The organism is Streptomyces sp. NPDC033178, assembly GCF_055577685.1.
The window spans coordinates 229728-246351 of sequence record NZ_JBVIPT010000014.1; the positions used below are offsets into that span (position 1 = coordinate 229728).

Consider the following 16624-nt stretch of genomic DNA (forward strand, 5'->3'; position numbering starts at 1 on the left):
GACTACTCGTCGATCGCCGCCCCGAAGGCCGCGCCCAGGTGGGGCGCGCCGAGGGCGTCGGCGCCGTACGTCCACGAACCCGCGGCCGTGATGCCGCCCGCGCCGGCCGACATCACCCAGACGAACCCGTCACCGGCGTTCTCACCGGGCGCCGAGGCCAGCAGCCCGAAGCGGCCGTCCCTGTTGGGGTCGGTGAGACGGACCTGGCCGCCCCACTTGTCGCCCTTCTCGGGGACGCCGGGCACGTCGGCGGAGTTCTGGTCCCAGGACTTCGCACCCGTCGCGGTCAGTCCGGCGGAGGCGCCGCGCAGCACCCACACCGCGCCCGCGTCGGCGACGGTGCCGATGTCCTCGCCGGCCGCGCCGATCGCCACGTCCGCGTACCCGTCGCCGTCGGTGTCCGCGACCGAGAGGTCCGTGCCCCAGCCGTCGCCGCGCTCGGCGGTGCCCGGGACGCCGGGGGAGTCCTGCGTCCACCACTGGACCTCGTCGGCGGGGCCGTTCTCGCCGCCGTAGCGCACGCCGACCAGCCCGCCGGTGAGGGTCTCGCCGCCGTCGTCGGGGGAGTTCGGCTCGCCGGTCACCAGGTCGTCGTAGCCGTCGTTGTTGATGTCCCCGGAGGCAGCTTCCGTGCCACCGCGTACATCCCGCTCGTACTTGAGCCCGTCGGTGTTTCCGGACAGGTACGTGGACCACCCGTGGCCGGACTCGTCGCCGACCGTCACGCCCGAGACGACCAGGTCGGCGTAGCCGTTGTCGTCGTAGTCACCCGTGGTCAGCGACTTGGGCAGGATGTGGCGCTGCTGGGCCCGTGCGGAGAGCGGGGTCGACGACCGCTCCTGGAGTTCCTTCCGCGAGCCGGGTGCGGCGGTGCCGTAGCTGAAGAGCTCCAGGTCGTAGTGGTCGAGCACGACGAGCAGGTCGCCCGGCGTCTCGTCCGTGAAGTGCGCCGCGGCGAGCCCGACGCCGAACCGCTCGCCCGCAGTGGGCTCCTCAGTCTCCAGCCAGTCGCTGGCGGCCCCGGTGAGCCCCGCCTTCGAGCCCCACAGGATCGCCGCGCCACCCGCGTCGCCGACGGTCCCGAGGTCCTCGCCGGGGATGCCCACGATCGCGTCGTCGTACCCGTCACCGTCCAGGTCACCGGTCGAGACCGCCTTGCCGAACGCGTCCCCCGCCTCGGCGGCGCCCGCGACACCGGCCGTGGACTGGCTGAACCGCGCCACGTCGCTCGTTCCGATGCCCCTCGACGAGCCGTACTGCACGGTCACGAGACCGGCACCCTTCTTGCCACTGACGGTCGCTCCGGGCGCACCCACCAGCACGTCCTCGTACCCGTCGCCGTTGAAGTCGCTGTTCCGGTCGTTGGCGTGCGTACCGCCCGGCGTTCCGGCGTACGCGGACGGGGCCGCAGCGATCCCCAGTCCGGCCACGAGAAGAAATGACGCCGCGGCCAGAGCGGCAGAACGGTTCTTGCGCATGATTCGGCTCCTGACGAAAAGGACGGCCGGGCAGCGCGGGGGTGTCCGGAAAGGGCCCGTTCCTTGCCCGGCGCCGTGTTTGACATCGGATGGGGCTGAAGGGTTGTACGGGAGTTTCCACGAGCGACGGCAGGGCGGCCCCGGGTGTTCAACATCCGTGAGGCGGGCGGAAGGAAGGGGTGGTGATGGTGCACGTGATGGCGGAGTACGCGCGGCACAACGGCCACGCGGACTTCCTCCGGGAGCGCATCGACGGACGCGTCGGTCAGTAGCCCCCGCCCCGCCGCGAGCCCTCGCCCCGCCGCACCAGGATCAGCTCGTGCAGGTACCGCTTCGTGACACTGCCTCCGTGGCGGGTGACGATCAGCTCACGGATGCCGTCCAACAGGCCCTCGCGGGCGGCCGGTTCCAGCGCGCGGTGGTTCGAGTACGTCAGGAGGAGATCGATGTACGTCTGGGCGGTGTACGTGATCTCCTGTGGGAAGCGGAGTGACTCGACCCCGCCGAACTCCTCCAAGTCGCTTGTGTCCGTGGCCGTTTCGGCGTCGGTCGACTGTCGCAGACCAGGGGGCGTGGCCGGATCCCAGCGTTCGTAGCAGTCCTGGACCTCGACGAAGAAGTCGCGACTGCCGCCCGCCACATGGTGCGTGGTGACGAGGGCAAGCGTCCCGTCCGGGCGAAGCGCGTCCGCCACCTTGGTGAGTCGCGTCGCCGGGTCGAGCCAGTGGAACGACGTCGCGGCCACCATCAGGTCGAACGGCTCCCGGGGCAACGGCCATTGCTCGAACTCGGCCACCTCGACGCGCGCCCGCGGGAAGGCCCGCAGGTTGCGCCGCGCCACCGCCGCCATCGACGGGCCCAGCTCCACGGCGGTGACGTGACAGCCCAACTCGGCGAGGGGCACGGTCATTTGGCCGGTGCCGGGGCCGAATTCGAGGACCCGGCTGTCCGCGTCGAGGCCCACCCGGGTGGCCAACGCTCGTACCAGGGCGGGCGGATAGGAGGGCCGCGCCCGGTCGTACAGCTCGGCGTCCTCGTCGAAGATGCCACGCAGCGAACGGGTCATACGGCGCCGCCGACCCGAACGCTCAGGTCTCCGCCGTCACTTCGGTCCTGCCGCAGCTCACGGAAGAACGCCCGGACATCCCCGACGAGCAGATCCGGCTCCTCCATCGCCGCGAAGTGCCCGCCCCGGTCGAACTCCGTCCACCGCACGATGTTCTCCGTGCGGTCCGCGACGTGCCGCAGCGGGATGAAGTTGTCCCGGGGGAAGACGGCGAGCGCGGTGGGTGCCGTCGACGGCTGCACGGGTTCGCCCCAACCGTCCGCGTGCGCCCGCTCGTAGTAGATCCGCGCGGAGGAACCCGCCGTCCCCGTCAGCCAGTACAGCATCACGTTCGTGAGTAGCCGGTCCCGGTCCACGGCGTCCTCGGGATGGTCCTGCGAGTCCGTCCACTCCTTGAACTTCTCGACGATCCAGGCAAGTTGGCCGACCGGCGAGTCGGTGAGCCCATAGGAGAGGGTTTGCGGCCGGGTCATCTGGAGGACGGCGTACCCCAGTCGCTCGCGGGTCCATTCCTCGTTGCGTCGCCACGAGGCGAGCGTGTTCTCACGCTCCCGCGGGCTGAGCGCGGCCAGTTCCTCGGGGGTCGGCTCGGTGCTCGCGTGGGCGCCCGGCAGGAGGTTCAGATGGACGCCGATCACCCGGTCGGGGAAGGCACGGCCGAGCTCACGGGAGATCCCCGCTCCCCAGTCGCCGCCCTGCGCGCCGAAGCGCCGGTAGCCGAGCCGGTCCATCAGCTCGGCGAACGCGGCGCCGACCCGCCTGAGCTCCCAGCCCGTGTCCCGCGTGGGCCCGGACAGGCCGAACCCCGGAATGCTCGGCACCACCACGTGGAACGCGTCGGCCGGGTCACCGCCGTGGGCGCGCGGATCGGTCAGCGGCCCGACCACATCGAGGAACTCGACGATCGAGCCCGGCCAGCCGTGGGTGATGATCAGCGGTGTCGCGTCCGGCTCGGGCGAGTGGATGTGCGCGAAGTGGACGTTCGTGCCGTCGATCGTCGTCGTGAACTGGGGCCACTCGTTGAGCCGCGCCTCGGCCGCCCGCCAGTCGTACGTGTGCCGCCAGTACCGCACGAGTTCCGTCAGATAGTCGCGCGGGACCCCGTACTCCCAGCCCACGCCCGGCAGTTCGTCCGGCCAGCGGGTGAGGTCGAGGCGTGCGTGCAGATCGTCGAGGTCGGACTGGGGGATGTCGAGAACGAATGGCCGGATCGTGGCGTCGTGCGGGGAGGTCATGGCGGGCCATGCTAGTTCGGCACCGGCATCCGGTCGCGCGAATAAAAGCCGTGGTCACCGGCCGGTCGGGCGGTCACGAGGGCAGGCCGCCGGGTTCCCCGAGCGGGCCGCCGGGTTCGCCGAGCCCGACCGACCGCCCGTCCTTCGCGGCGTGCCACCGCCACCCTGGGTTCACACGTCAGGACCGCCTGCGCCTTCGGGTGCCCCGGCTGCGGCCTCGAACGCTCCGTGGCTTCCGAGGGACCCATTGACCATGCCCACCCGGACGGCCGCCCCGGCCTCCGTGGCGATCGGTGCGACGGCCGGGCTTCAGGTCCCTGGCGTCACCCACCCGGACCGGCTTTCCGGGCCGCCGATGAGTTTTCGCACGAGGATCCGTCTACATAAGTGACAGCGTTCCCGCTTCAGGAGGTACCCATGACCACCGACGGATTCACCACGTGCCTTTGGTTCGACGGCCAGGCCGAGGAGGCCGCGAACTTCTACGTCTCGGTCTTCAAGAACTCCCGCATCGGCACGGTCCTCCGCTACAGCGAGGTGGGGCCCGGCGAGCCCGGTTCGGTACTGACCGTCGAGTTCGAGGCCAACGGCCAGAAGTTCTACGCCCTCAACGGCGGCCCGCAGTTCAAGTTCAACGAGGCCATCTCCTTCGAGATCCGCTGTGAGGACCAGGCCGAGGTGGACTTCTACTGGAGCGCGCTCACCGAGGGCGGCGGCGAGGAGGGCCCCTGCGGCTGGCTGAAGGACAGGTTCGGCGTCTCCTGGCAGGTCACCCCCACCAGGCTGGTCGAGATGATCAGCGACCCGGACCAGCAGAAGGCGGACCGGGCCATGCAGGCGATGCTCAAGATGCACAAGATCGACGTCGCCGCCCTGGAGAAGGCCTACGCGGGCGAGTGAGGCGGCCGGCACGGCGGCCGGCCACCTCCTGCCCCAACGGACCCCTGCCCTGACGGACCCAGGTGAGGCCTTGTGCCCCACCGGCCCAGGCGGGGTCCCGCACCCACCGGCCCAGGTGAGTCTTCGTGCGCCACAGGCTCAGGTGAGCTGGCCGCTGTGCAGTGCGGTGTACGCACCCCCACGCCGCAGCAGTTCCTCGTGCGACCCGATCTCCCGCACGGCACCGTCCCCCATCACCACGATCCGGTCCGCACCCCGGATCGTGGACAGCCGGTGCGCCACCACGAAGGTGGTGCGCCCGCGCATGAGCCGGGCCAGTGCCTGCTGCACGAGCGCCTCCGACCGCGTGTCCAGCGCGGACGTGGCCTCGTCCAGAATCAGTACCCGCGGATTGCGGATGAGGGCCCGCGCGATGGCCAGCCGCTGCCGCTGTCCGCCCGAGAGGCGCGCCCCGTGCTCGCCCACCACGGTGTCGAGCCCGAGCGGCAGCCGGTCGACGAACTCCAGCGCGTTGGCGTCCCGCAGCGCCCCACGTACGGTCGCCTCGTCGGCGTCCGCGTCGTCCATGCCGTACGCGACGTTCTCCCGCACGGTTCCGTCGAACAGGATCGACTCCTGGGGCACGACCGACACGAAGCGCCGGTACGTCCGCAGGTCCAGCGTGTTCATGTCGGCGCCGTCCAGCAGCACCCGGCCCGAGGTCGGCCGGATGAACCCGATGACGAGACTGAGCACCGTGGACTTCCCGGCTCCTGAAGCACCGACGAGCGCGATGGTCTCGCCCGGCGCGACGGACAGGTCGAAGTCCCGTACGGCAGGGCCGCCGGCGTCCTCGTACGCGTAGCCCACGCCCTCGAACTCCACGGCACCGCGCAGCGAGTCGAGCCGCGCCTTGCCCTCGTTGTCCTCCAGTTCGGGTGCCTGGAGGACCTCGCCGACGGACCGTACGGACTCCAGGCCCTTGGTGATGACCGGAGCCAGGCCCGCGAGGGTGGTCGTGGAGTTGGTCAGCGTGGTGAGGAACGCGCTGAGCATGACGACGTCACCGGGGGAGACGCCCCAGACGCCGTAGTACGAGACCAGCGCCGCGGCCGTCAGGAAGAGCACCCCGATCACGTTCAGGAACACCCAGGCCAGCGAGGCGAAGCGGCCGTTGAGCAGGTCGAGGCGCAGCCCGGAGTTGAGCACCTTCCGCAGCGTGCCGTCCATGCGCCGCAGGGCCTTGCCCTCCAGACCGTGGGCGCGGGTGACCGGGATCAGCCGGGTCATCTCGGTCACCCGGGAGGACAGATGCTCGACCTCGTGGCGGAAGTCCTCGTTGTGCGTGCGCAGCCGGGTCCGCAGTCGCGCGACGAGCAGTGCCGCCACGGGGACCACGAGCAGGAAGACGGGTACGAACTCGGGGGTGCGGATCGCGATGATGACGAGCCCGCCCGCGAGCACGGTGACCGCGCCGAGCCCGGTCTCGGCCGTCTGCTGCACCATTTGCTCGACCGTCTCCACGTCCCGCACGACCTTGACCTGGAGGACGCCCGCGCTGACGCGTGAGTGGTAGCCGATGGAGAGCTGCTGCATGCGTGTGCACAGGGAGGACCTGAGGGCCGTGCCCATGCGGCGCACACTGCCGTACAGCAGCCGCACGTACAGCAGGTGCAGGGGCATGTTGACCAGCAGGATGAAGAGGATGAAACCCGCGCTCAGCCACAGCCGGCCGACCGGGCCGTGCTGGACGACCGTGTCGATGATGGACGCCGTGACCAGCGGCAGCAGCCAGATCGGGCTGTGCTTGACCGTGAAGACGGCGAACGCGGCGGCGACCTTCCAGCGGTCGGCGCGGAACAGGTAGACGAGGGTATGGACGGGGTGCTCGCCGCGATAGCGGTGGTCGAGCGGTTTCTCCCACGAGGCCATGGTGGCCTTCCCTCCCCAGGGAGTGACGGATGTGGCAAGCGCTTTCTTCCCCTGTCCCGGTCACCTACACCCGGCGGGTCCGGGCTTCCCCGGGCCGCGTAACGGCTCGGTTTCCCCGGTTAATTTCCAGGTTCCGAGGGTTGGCGCGGAGCCGTCGGCTGGTTATCGTTCACGCACTTCACTCAATCGTTCCGCTGAACGAATAGCGAGAAGGACGGTCGGTCCATGCCCGACATCCACCACCCAGGACGGCGCTCCGTCCTTGCCGCGGCCACGGCGGGCGCCGCGTCGCTCGGTGCGTCCTGGCTGCTCACCGGCTGCACGGGTGCCTCGGCCGCCCCCGCGCTGCCCACGGACGCGAAGGGGGGCAGCCCCGACCGCGGCGGCACCCTCCGCATCGCCCGGCCGCCCGCCTCCGACGCCGAGACCCTCGACCCGGCGAGCGCCCTGTCCGCGTACGAGTACCTGGGCGCCCTCTACAACCGCCTGGTCCGCGTCGGCGCCAACGGCGACCTGGTCCCCGACCTCGCTGAGTCCTGGGAACCGGACGCCAAGGCGCGCACCTGGACCTTCCGCATCCGCGCGGGCGTCACCTTCCACGACGGACGGAAACTCACCTCCGCCGACGCCGCGTACACCCTGCGCCACATCCTCGCCAAGGAGACCGCGTCCCCGCAGGCGGCCGTCCTCGCCCCGCTCATCGACCCCGGGAAGCTGCGGACTCCCGACGCCCGCACACTCGTGGTGCCGCTCAAGACCCCCAACGCGGAGTTCCCGAGCCTCCTCACGCACTACAACTGCTACGTCATCCCCGACGGCAGCTCCCGCGGTATCGGCCGCACGGGCGTCGGCACCGGCCCCTTCAAGCTGGAGTCGTTCACGCCCGCGGGCCCTGGACGCATCACCGCGTACGAGGACCACTGGGGCGGCCGCCCGGTCCTGGACGCCATCGACTTCTACTCCGTCGCCGACATGTCGGCCCGCTCGAACGCCCTGCTCGCCGGGCAGGTCGACCTCCTCTCGCAGACCAACCTGGACTTCGCGACCGCCCGTGTCGTCGCCGCCTCCGACCGCGCCACGATCGCCCGCGTCGAGAACGCCCAGTGGTACGTGCTGCCGATGCTCACGACGGAGAAGCCCTTCACCGACGTACGCGTCCGACAGGCGATGAAGCTCGCCTACGACCCCGAGCACGTCGTGAAGGTCGCCCTGCAGGGCGCGGGCACGGCCGGCTGGGACAACCCGGTGCCGCCGAGCGACCCCGCCCACATCACCGCGCACCCGGAGCACGACCCGGAACAGGCCCGGCACCTGCTGAAGAAGGCAGGCCACGAGGGCCTCACCGTCGACCTCTACACCTCCTCGTACGACCCGGTCTTCACGCCCATGGCGCTCGCCTACCAGGACTCGGCCAAGCGGGCCGGGATCCGGATCCGGGTGAAGACGGCCTCGGCGGACTCGTACTACACGCAGATCTGGATGAAGAAGCCGCTCATGGCCACCTACTGGTACACCGGCAGACCCGTGGACCAGCTCTTCACCCAGGTCTTCCGCAGCGGCTCCTCGTACAACGAGACCGCCTGGTCGGACAAGAAGTTCGACGCGCTGCTCGACCGGGCCCGGCAGGAGACCGACGACGAGCGGCGGCGCGAACTGTACGGCGAGGCGCAGACCTTCGTCATCGAGAAGGGCGGGGCGATGACCCCGATGTTCGCCGACCGGCTCGTCGGCCTCTCGCGCAAGGTACGCGGATACGCCGAGCACGGCTTCGAGTTCGACTACCTCGGCATCGGTCTGAAGGGGGCCTGAGCATGTTCTCCTTCATGGCCCGCAGAGCGGGCGCAGCCATCGGCACGCTCTTCCTCTCCTCAATCCTCGTCTTCCTCGCCGTACAGGCCCTGCCGGGCGACGTCGCCACCCAGGTCCTCGGCAAGGACGCGACCCCGGACGCGGTCTCCGCCCTCCGCGAGAAGCTGAAACTCGACCAGCCCGCCTGGGAGCGGTACATCGACTGGATCGGCGGCGCCCTGCACGGCGACTTCGGCCTCTCCCTCGTGTCCGGCAAGGCGGTCGGCGGCGAAGTCTCCCTCTACCTCGGCAACTCCGCGCTCATCGCCCTGGTGACGGTCCTCTTCGCCGTCACCGGCTCGATCGTGCTCGGCATCCTCGCGGGTCTGTACCGCGACCGCTGGCCCGACCACCTCATCTCCACGGTCAGCCTGATCGGGATGAGCGTCCCCGAGTTCGTCGTCGCCACCGTGCTGGTGCTCTGCTTCTCGGTCGCCCTGCCGTGGTTCCCGGCGGTCGTCCTGTACGGCCCCGAGGCGAGCGTCGGCCAACTCATGCCCGCCGTGTGGCTTCCCGCCCTCGCGCTCGCCGTCGTCATGGCCGCGTACATCGTCCGGATGGCCCGCACGTCCGTCATCGACGTCATGGCGAGCGAGTACGTCACCACGGCCCGTCTCAAGGGCCTGTCGACCTGGCGGGTCGTCACCCGGCACGCGCTGCCCAGCGCCCTGCTCCCGACGCTGCACGTCATCGCACTGAACGTCGCCTGGCTGGCCGGCGGAGTCGCGGTCGTCGAGAACGTCTTCAACTACCCGGGCATCGGCAAGCTGATGCTCGCCTCCGTGCAGAACCGGGACCTGCCCGTCATCCAGGCCATCGCACTGATCAGCGCGGTCGTGTACGTCGTCTGCAACCTCGCCGCAGACCTCGGCGCCATGGCCCTCAACCCCAAGCTCCGTACGCGCGGGAGGACCCGATGACCACCCTCGACACCCCTGCGCCGGCACCCGCCGTCCCCGTCGCACCACCTTCCGCGGCGGCCCGCGCCTGGCGCACGGTGCGCTCCTCACGGACGGCCACCATCGGCCTCGCGATCGTCGCCGTCCACGTCCTGATCGCGCTCCTCGCACCGGTCCTCACCTCCTACGACCCCATCGCCAACAACGCCGACCAGGCGCTGCTCGGGCCGAGCGGGGAACACTGGGCAGGGACCGACCAGTACGGCCGCGACGTCCTGGCACGCGTCCTGTACGGCGGCCGGTACGCCCTCGGTGTCTCCGTCGCCGCCACGCTCGTGACGCTGCTGATCGGCACGGTCATGGGATGCGCGGCAGCACTGCGCGGCGGCTGGTTCGACGACGTGCTGGGGCGGATCCTCGACGCTGTGTTGTCCGTCCCGTCGGTGCTGGCGCTGCTGGTCATCGTCACGGCTCTCGGCACCGGCCCCTCGGTCATCGTTCTCGCGATCGCCGTCGTGTACGTCCCGCAGGTCGTACGCGTCGTGCGGGGCGCGGCGCTGGCGGTCGTGCCCGCCGACTACGTGACCGCGGCGCGGGCCAGGGGCGAGTCCACCTGGGCGATCCTGCGGCGCGAGATCCTGCCGAACATCACCGACGTCGTGTGCGTCGAGTTCGCGATGAGGGCCTCCTGGGTCGTGCTGCTGATCTCCTCGCTGTCCTTCCTCGGCTTCGGAGCCGATCCGCCCACCCCGGACTGGGGCCTGATGGTCGCCGAGAACCGCACCGCCATCACCGTCGTCCCGATGGCGAGCCTCGCACCGATCATCGCCCTGGCCACACTCGTGGTGGGGCTCAATCTCGCGGCCGACGGCCTGTCCAAGGCGTGGGGCGTCGACCGGATCAGGGAGGGGTCCTGATGACCGCGATCGTCTCCGTCACCGAGCTGTCGGTGGCCTATCGCTCGGGTGGCTCCGGCGGACGCGATGTGCCCGTGGTGCGTGAAGTGTCCCTGGACGTGCTGCCCGGGCAGACCCACGCGCTGGTCGGCGAGTCGGGCAGCGGCAAGTCGACCGTCGCGGCGACGCTGCTGGGGCACCTGCGGCACGGGTCGCGCGTGACGGGCGGCTCGGTGCGCGTTGGCGGAGCCGACGTGTTCGCCCTGCCCGCACGGGAGTTGAGGCGGCTGCGGGGCGGGGCCGTCGCGATGGTCGCGCAGAACGCGGGGCACGCCCTCACCCCCTCCATGCGGATCGGACGGCAGATCGCGGAGGCGGGCGGTGACGTTCCCGTCGTGGACCTCCTCGAACAGGTTCGCCTGCCCCGCCCCGCCGAACTCGCCCGCCGCTACCCGCACGAACTCTCCGGCGGTCAGCAGCAGCGCGTCGCCATCGCCATGGCGATAGCCGCCCGCCCGAAGGTCCTCGTCCTCGACGAGCCGACCACCGGGCTCGACGTCATCACCCAACGCGGCGTCCTCGACCTGATCGGAGCGCTCCGCGACGAACTCGGCCTCGCCGCCGTGCTGGTGAGCCACGACCTCGGCGTCGTCGCGCACATGGCCGACGAGGTGACCGTGTTGCGGTCCGGCCGGGTGGTGGAGGCCGCGCCGACCGGGCGGTTGTTCGCGGCGCCCCAAGATCCGTACACCAGACGGCTGTTGGCGAGTGTGCCGCGGCTCGGCGACGAAGGGCTCGCGCTCGTGGGGGCGGCGGGGGAGCGGGAGGTGCGGCCGAGGGCCGTTGTGCCCGGCGATGCTCCCGTCGCCGTGTCCGCGCGGGACGTCACGATCGACTACGGGTCCGCGCGTGCCGTGGACGGTGTCTCCTTCGACGTCCGGCGCGGTGAAGTCCTCGCCCTTGTGGGGGAGTCGGGCAGCGGCAAGTCCACGCTGGCCTGGACGCTCGCGGGGCTGCGGACTCCGTCCGGCGGCACGATGACACACGATCCGGGCGATCATGAGTCTGGCGCCCACGAGTCCGGCTCCGACAAGCCGGGCGACCTCGCCCGGCCCGCCGGGAAACGGCCGTTGTCGCTCCGGCGGCGGGTACAGCTCGTGTTCCAGAACGCCGATACGTCGTTGAATCCGCGTCGTTCGGTGGGTGATGCCGTGCGGCGGCCGTTGCGGTTCTTCGGCACGGTGGGTTCGCGGGCGGAGGCCGTCGACCGGGCTCGGCAGCTCATCTCCGACGTGCGTCTGGAGCCTGCCCTCGCCGAGCGGTTGCCCGCGCAGCTCTCCGGTGGGCAGCGGCAGCGGATCGGGATCGCGCGGGCGCTTGCGGGTGAGCCGGATGTGCTGATCGCGGACGAGATCACCACGGCGTTGGACGTCTCGGTTCAGGCCGATGTGCTGCGGCTGCTCGATGATCTGCGGCGGGAGCGGGAGTTGGCTTGCCTGTTCATCAGCCATGACCTCGCGGTCGTGCGGGGGCTTGCCGATCGGGTTGTTGTGCTGCGGCACGGGGTTGTGGTGGAGGAGGGACCCACGGATGCGGTGTTCTCCGCGCCCGGGCATCCGTACACGCGGCAGCTGATGGCTGCCGTGCTTGAGCCTTCGCCGGGGACGGGTTCCGTTGTCGACGGTGTCGAGGACTGGGCCGACGCCGCGGAGCCGGACGATCTGTGGATCGACCGGGGGGATGGGCATCGGGTTCGGCGGTGGGAGGGGGTGGGGTAGGGGATTTCGCCCCCGCCGCCCCTACCCATTCCCGTCACTACTCGGGGGCGCTGCCCCCGAACCCCCGCTCCTCAAACGCCGGAGGGGCTGAAGATTTCGCGGCCCGGGCCGACACCTTCAGCCCGTCCGGCGTTTGAGGACGAGGCCGTTCAGGCCGATGCGGGGGTCTGGGGGCGGAGCCCCCAGGGGACGGGACGGGTAGGGGCGGCGGGGGCGAAAACACCACCCCAACCCACCGCTCGCCGCAAGCCGTAAATACAAGGAGCCCCGTGAAATACCGCGAGCACTTCGACCGGCAGGTCACGCGTGAGGATGTCTGGATCCCCACCCGGGACGGGCGGACGCACCTGCACGCCCGCATCTGGCGCCCGACCGACGCCGAGGCGAAACCCGTGCCCGCCCTCCTCGAATACCTCCCGTACCGCAAGACCGACTGGACAGCCCCCCGCGACGCGCAACGCCACCCTTGGTACGCCGGCCACGGCTACGCATCCGTACGCGTGGACATCCGAGGCCACGGCGACAGCGAGGGAACCCCCGGCGACGAGTACGACGCACAGGAACTCGCGGACGGCGTAGACGTCGTCAACTGGCTTGCGGAGCAGCCCTGGTGCACCGGCAAGGTCGGCATGTTCGGCATCTCCTGGGGCGGTTTCAACTCCCTCCAGATCGCGGCCCTCGCCCCCGAACCACTGAAGGCGATCGTCACTGTCTGCTCGACGGACGACCGCTACGACAACGACGTGCACTACACGGGCGGCGCAGTCCTCGGCATCGACATGCTCGCCTGGGCGGGCACGATGCTGGCGTTCGCGGCCCGCCCGCCGGACCCGACGAGCGTCGGCGAGGACCGCTGGCTGCCGATGTGGCGCGAGCGCCTCGAAGGCCTCGACCCCTTCCTGCACACCTGGCTGGCACACCAGCAACGCGACGACTACTGGCGGCACGGCAGCGTCTGCGAGGACTACACGGCGATCGATGCGGCGGTCCTGGCCGTCGGCGGCTGGAACGACCCCTACCGCGACACCGTGCTGCGGCTCGTGGAACACCTGCCCGACGACCGCGTACGGGGGATCATCGGGCCCTGGTCGCACCAGTACCCGGACCGCGGTCTGCCGCCCGGTCCGGCCATCGGGTTTCTGCAGGAGACCCTCCGCTGGTGGGACCAGCACCTCAAGGGCGAGGACACCGGCATCATGCGCGAGCCCAGACTCCGCGCCTGGCTGAACGACCCGGTTCCGCCCGCCACTTCGTACGACGTGATGCCCGGACGCTGGGTGGGTGACGACAACTGGCCCTCCCCATCCGTCAGTTGGGACGAGCGGCCGCTCGGGGGCACGGGCACCGCCACCCCCGTCCTCGTACGATCGCCGCAGCACACCGGTCTCGACGCCGGGCGCTTCTTCCCCTTCGGCAACGCGAGCGATCTGCCGCCCGACCAGCGGGAGGAGGACGGCCGTTCGGTCTGTTTCGACTCCGCGCCGCTGGACGGGAGGGTGGAGATCCTGGGGCGTCCGCGCGTCCGGCTCCGTCTCGACAGTGCGACTCCGCGCGCCCACGTCGTCGCCCGCGTCTGCGACGTCGCGCCCGACGGCTCGTCCACCCTCGTCACCCGTGGCGTTCTCAACCTGCTGAGCAGGCACGGGCGTGACCAGGCCGTGGAGTGGACCCCGGGCACGTACGAGACCGTGGAGTTCGAACTCAACGGCATCGGGTACGCCTTCCCGCCCGGCCACCGCATCAGGGTCGCCGTCTCGGACACGTACTGGCCCTGGGTGTGGCCGCACGGTGAGCGCGGCCGGTTGACCGTGCTGCCCGCAGACAGCGCCCTGCTCCTTCCCGTACGGGACCCCGCGTCGGACGAGAACGGGGACGAGGGCGCGGGTCGGGAGCCCATCCGGTTCGAAGAGCCCGAGCAGGCCCCGCCGCTGCCCGTCACCTACGAGCGGCCCGCCGAGGCGACACCGGAGCGGCTGGTCACGTACGACGTCGCGAAGGGGGAGTGGACGCTGGAGGTCGACCCCAACTACGGCGGATCGCGGGTCTACCCGGACGGGCTGCGCTACGAGGAGAGCGCACGCGAGACGTACCGCATACGAGCCGACGATCCGCTGTCCGCGGTAGCCGTCTCCGAGTGGACGATCCGGCTGAGGCGCGGCGACGACTGGGACGCTGAGATCATGACGCGCACGGAGCTGCGGGCCACGGCCACGGAGTTCATCATGGACAGTCGCATGGAAACACGGGCGGACGGAGAGACAGTGGTCGAGCGCGCATGGCACCGCACCACCCCGAGGACGTCGGCGTGAAGGCCGCGAAGACGCCCCGCCGTGCCGTCGCCGCCGCCGACCGCACCCGCCAGCCCACCGAGGTCCGCCGCCGGCTCATCGTGGAGGCGGCCGTCCCGCTGATCGCGGAGCGCGGGTACGCGTCGGTGGGGGTGCGGGACGTCGCCGCCGCGGCCGGAGTGTCGGTGGGTACGGTCACGTACCACTTCGGCAGCGTGCAGGAGATCCTCTCCGAGGCGATGGTGCTGCACATCGAGCGCTACTACGCGGCGCTGAACGAGGCCGCCGAGCAGGCGGCCGGCAGCGGTGAGGCGCTGCGGCTGCTGATCGACGCGCTGTTCACGGAGGACACCGACCGGCACTGGCGCATGTGGTTCGACTACTGGAGCGCGGGCGACCGCGACCAGGACCCCGAGCAGGCCTTCGCGAGCGGCCAGGCCAAGCGGTACGAGGACTGGCACAGCCAGATCCGAGCCCTGGTCGAACGGGGCGTCGCCGACGGGGAGTTCGTCTGCGAGGACCCGGCCGGCTTCACCGTCCGCTTCGCCGCCCTCTCGGACGGACTGGCCCTCCAGCGGCTGCGCCAGTCGCCCGAACTGAGCACGGAGAACGCCCGTCGGCACCTGTACCGACTGGTCGAGTCGGAGCTGCGGACCGGTGGACAGTAGGCGGCTCACGGGTTTGTGGTTCGTGCAGGGGCGGCAGCCGTAGCCGAACTCCCCGATCGCGGCGTCGCCGTCGTCACAGCGGGGCGCGGTACGCCTCGAACACGGTGAGCCGGGAAGTGATCGTGTGTGACGCCGTGGTCAGGGCCACCAGCAGCCGGGCGATGTTGCTGCCTGCCGTGGGGGCGATCACCGACAACGCACCCGCGTACGGATGGTCGGCGCCGCGCACGGGCACCGCGACGGCGAGATAGCCCGGGCGGTGTTCCTCGATCTCCGTCGCGTAGCCCTGCTCCCTGATGCGGGCCAGCTCGTCGGGGAGTTGTGCGGCGGTCAGGGTACGGGGTGTGCGGCGGCGCATCAGCGGCACGAGCGCGGGCAGCGGGTACTGGTCGGGGAGCATGGCGAGGGTCAGTTTCCCGGGCCGGCAGAACGGACGGCGGGGCCGCCGCCTCGACCCGCGCGCTCTGGGCCTCGTCCAGGCTGCGCAGCCGCCTTCGCCGTGCCCCGGTTCATCGAGACCGTCCCGGAGCTGCCGCTCACCGAGACCGGCAAGGTCCGCAAGACCGTACTGCGCGAACGGGGCGTCACCGCCGGCACCTGGGACCGGGCCGCAGAGGTCAGTCCAGCTGTGCGGCCACGGCCCGGGTGATCGCCCGGGTGATGCGCAGGATGCCGGGGGATCGGACCGGACAGGGCTTGGGTGTCGAGGTGGTGGGGACCAGACAGAAGTGCAGGTAGTCGTCGTCGAGGTGCAGGGCGGTCCGGCCGCTGCCCGGCCGGGTGCAGTACGGCTTGTGCTCACGTTCGTACGCGGTGCACGGCAGGTACTGGCTCCAGGTGTAGCGGGCCGAGGCCGGGCTCACCGCCTTGCCGGCGTCCGCGAGCAGGTCCCCGGAGGCGTCGGCCTGCCGTTCGTAGATCGCGTTGACGCGGCGGACGCGGTCGGGCGTCATGGGGTCCGGACCCTGGAGCACCCAGACGACCTTCGGCCGGGCCCCGCCCGCCGCACCCGCGATCTGGTCGGTCAGCCGCCGGGCGTCGGCGGTGTAGCGCGCGAAGTACTTGTCCCGCGCCTTGTCATGGGTGATGCCGTCCATGCACGGCGTGTAGCCCCACGCGTTCCCCCAGAACTGCAGTACGACGAAGTCCGGCCGCAGCGTACGCACGAGCGCGGCGGCCTTGTCCTTGGGCGGCACGAGCGAGTCCTTGCTCGTGCCCTCCAGGTAGTCGCAGAGGGTCGTGCCCGAGTAGGGGGCGCTGGTGTAGCGCGCCTTCAACTCGTCGCGCATCAGGCCGCCGAGGACCTTCTGGTTCTCCATGGCGAGGGAGTCGCCGAGGTAGAGGACGGTGGGGCGGTCGCGCTGCGAGGGCGCACTGGCCCCGGTGCCGGCAGCGGTGTTTGACCCCGTGCCGGCCCCGGTGTCGGGTTCGGTGTCGGTCCCTGCTTCGGGGGTGGCGGCCGGCCGCTGATGCGTGGTCGAGGATGCCTTGGGCGCCGAGGGGACGGGCGCCGCGGACTCGGGTCCGGACGAGGGGTCCCCGCACGCGCCGAGCAGGAGTAACCCGGCCAGCACCCCGACCATCCACGGCTTGCGCATACGGCAACTCCCGCCCCGGCCACCGAAAACGGCCCCCAGACAAGCACAGCGGGACCCAA

At 71.1% G+C, this 16624-nt stretch carries 14 protein-coding genes and 1 pseudogene; 9 read left to right on the forward strand and 6 right to left on the reverse strand.

Features of this window, described 5'->3' with window-relative positions:
• Positions 1-2: 2 nt before the first annotated feature.
• Complete coding sequence (locus ACZ5VQ_RS31855) at positions 3-1478, reverse strand: esterase (protein WP_469107926.1); 1476 nt, start codon at positions 1476-1478, stop codon at positions 3-5.
• A 182-nt stretch (positions 1479-1660) separates the two neighbouring features.
• Between ACZ5VQ_RS31855 and ACZ5VQ_RS31860 the strand changes: the two are divergent.
• Positions 1661-1750, forward strand: a pseudogene (locus tag ACZ5VQ_RS31860) (mycothiol transferase); the annotation flags it as partial.
• Here ACZ5VQ_RS31860 and ACZ5VQ_RS31865 read toward each other — a convergent pair.
• Together ACZ5VQ_RS31865 and ACZ5VQ_RS31870 are read right to left on the reverse strand one after the other, a co-directional pair.
• A complete protein-coding gene (locus tag ACZ5VQ_RS31865) occupies positions 1744-2544 on the reverse strand; it encodes a class I SAM-dependent methyltransferase (RefSeq protein ID WP_469107927.1) in 801 nt (266 codons plus the stop codon). The pseudogene ACZ5VQ_RS31860 and the gene ACZ5VQ_RS31865 sit on opposite strands and share 7 nt — an antisense overlap.
• Positions 2541-3779, reverse strand: a complete 1239-nt coding sequence (locus ACZ5VQ_RS31870) for an epoxide hydrolase family protein (protein ID WP_469107928.1) — start codon at positions 3777-3779, stop codon at positions 2541-2543. The genes ACZ5VQ_RS31865 and ACZ5VQ_RS31870 overlap by 4 nt, the downstream gene beginning before the upstream one ends.
• Before the next feature lie 417 nt (positions 3780-4196).
• On the opposite strand from ACZ5VQ_RS31870, the gene ACZ5VQ_RS31875 reads away from it, so the two are divergent.
• Positions 4197-4679, forward strand: a complete 483-nt coding sequence (locus tag ACZ5VQ_RS31875; protein ID WP_469107929.1) for a VOC family protein — start codon at positions 4197-4199, stop codon at positions 4677-4679.
• A 138-nt stretch (positions 4680-4817) separates the two neighbouring features.
• Here the strand turns inward: ACZ5VQ_RS31875 and ACZ5VQ_RS31880 are convergent, their stop codons facing one another.
• Positions 4818-6590 (reverse strand): ABC transporter ATP-binding protein, encoded by a 1773-nt coding sequence (locus ACZ5VQ_RS31880; RefSeq protein ID WP_469107930.1) that lies wholly within the window; start codon positions 6588-6590, stop codon positions 4818-4820.
• Between the two features lie 225 nt (positions 6591-6815).
• Between ACZ5VQ_RS31880 and ACZ5VQ_RS31885 the strand changes: the two genes are divergently transcribed.
• The 6 genes from ACZ5VQ_RS31885 to ACZ5VQ_RS31910 all read left to right on the forward strand — a co-directional run bounded on the left by ACZ5VQ_RS31885 (position 6816) and on the right by ACZ5VQ_RS31910 (position 14967).
• Entirely contained in the window at positions 6816-8399 is a 1584-nt protein-coding gene (locus ACZ5VQ_RS31885; RefSeq protein ID WP_469107931.1) for an ABC transporter substrate-binding protein, read from the forward strand.
• 2 nt (positions 8400-8401) lie between these two features.
• Entirely contained in the window at positions 8402-9358 is a 957-nt protein-coding gene (locus ACZ5VQ_RS31890; protein ID WP_469107932.1) for an ABC transporter permease, read from the forward strand.
• Positions 9355-10254 (forward strand): ABC transporter permease, encoded by a 900-nt coding sequence (locus tag ACZ5VQ_RS31895; RefSeq protein WP_362084911.1) that lies wholly within the window; start codon positions 9355-9357, stop codon positions 10252-10254. The genes ACZ5VQ_RS31890 and ACZ5VQ_RS31895 overlap by 4 nt, the downstream gene beginning before the upstream one ends.
• Positions 10254-12011, forward strand: coding sequence for an ATP-binding cassette domain-containing protein (locus ACZ5VQ_RS31900; protein ID WP_469107933.1), 1758 nt, complete (start codon positions 10254-10256; stop codon positions 12009-12011). Before ACZ5VQ_RS31895 ends, ACZ5VQ_RS31900 begins: the two co-directional genes overlap by 1 nt.
• A gap of 269 nt (positions 12012-12280) precedes the next feature.
• Positions 12281-14320 (forward strand): CocE/NonD family hydrolase, encoded by a 2040-nt coding sequence (locus ACZ5VQ_RS31905; RefSeq protein ID WP_469107934.1) that lies wholly within the window; start codon positions 12281-12283, stop codon positions 14318-14320.
• Positions 14287-14967, forward strand: coding sequence for a TetR/AcrR family transcriptional regulator (locus tag ACZ5VQ_RS31910; protein WP_469107935.1), 681 nt, complete (start codon positions 14287-14289; stop codon positions 14965-14967). The genes ACZ5VQ_RS31905 and ACZ5VQ_RS31910 overlap by 34 nt, the downstream gene beginning before the upstream one ends.
• A gap of 73 nt (positions 14968-15040) precedes the next feature.
• On the opposite strand, the gene ACZ5VQ_RS31915 is transcribed toward ACZ5VQ_RS31910, so the two are convergent.
• Positions 15041-15379 carry an IclR family transcriptional regulator domain-containing protein gene (locus tag ACZ5VQ_RS31915; protein WP_469108022.1) on the reverse strand — a complete coding sequence of 113 codons (339 nt, stop codon included), beginning with the start codon at positions 15377-15379 and terminating at the stop codon, positions 15041-15043.
• Positions 15380-15466: 87 nt separating this feature from the next.
• Here ACZ5VQ_RS31915 and ACZ5VQ_RS31920 point away from each other — a divergent pair, with 87 nt between their 5' ends.
• Positions 15467-15616, forward strand: coding sequence for a hypothetical protein (locus tag ACZ5VQ_RS31920; protein ID WP_469108026.1), 150 nt, complete (start codon positions 15467-15469; stop codon positions 15614-15616).
• Here the strand turns inward: ACZ5VQ_RS31920 and ACZ5VQ_RS31925 are convergent.
• Positions 15585-16565 carry an SGNH/GDSL hydrolase family protein gene (locus ACZ5VQ_RS31925; protein WP_469107936.1) on the reverse strand — a complete coding sequence of 327 codons (981 nt, stop codon included), beginning with the start codon at positions 16563-16565 and terminating at the stop codon, positions 15585-15587. The genes ACZ5VQ_RS31920 and ACZ5VQ_RS31925 overlap by 32 nt on opposite strands.
• Positions 16566-16624: the final 59 nt, after the last annotated feature.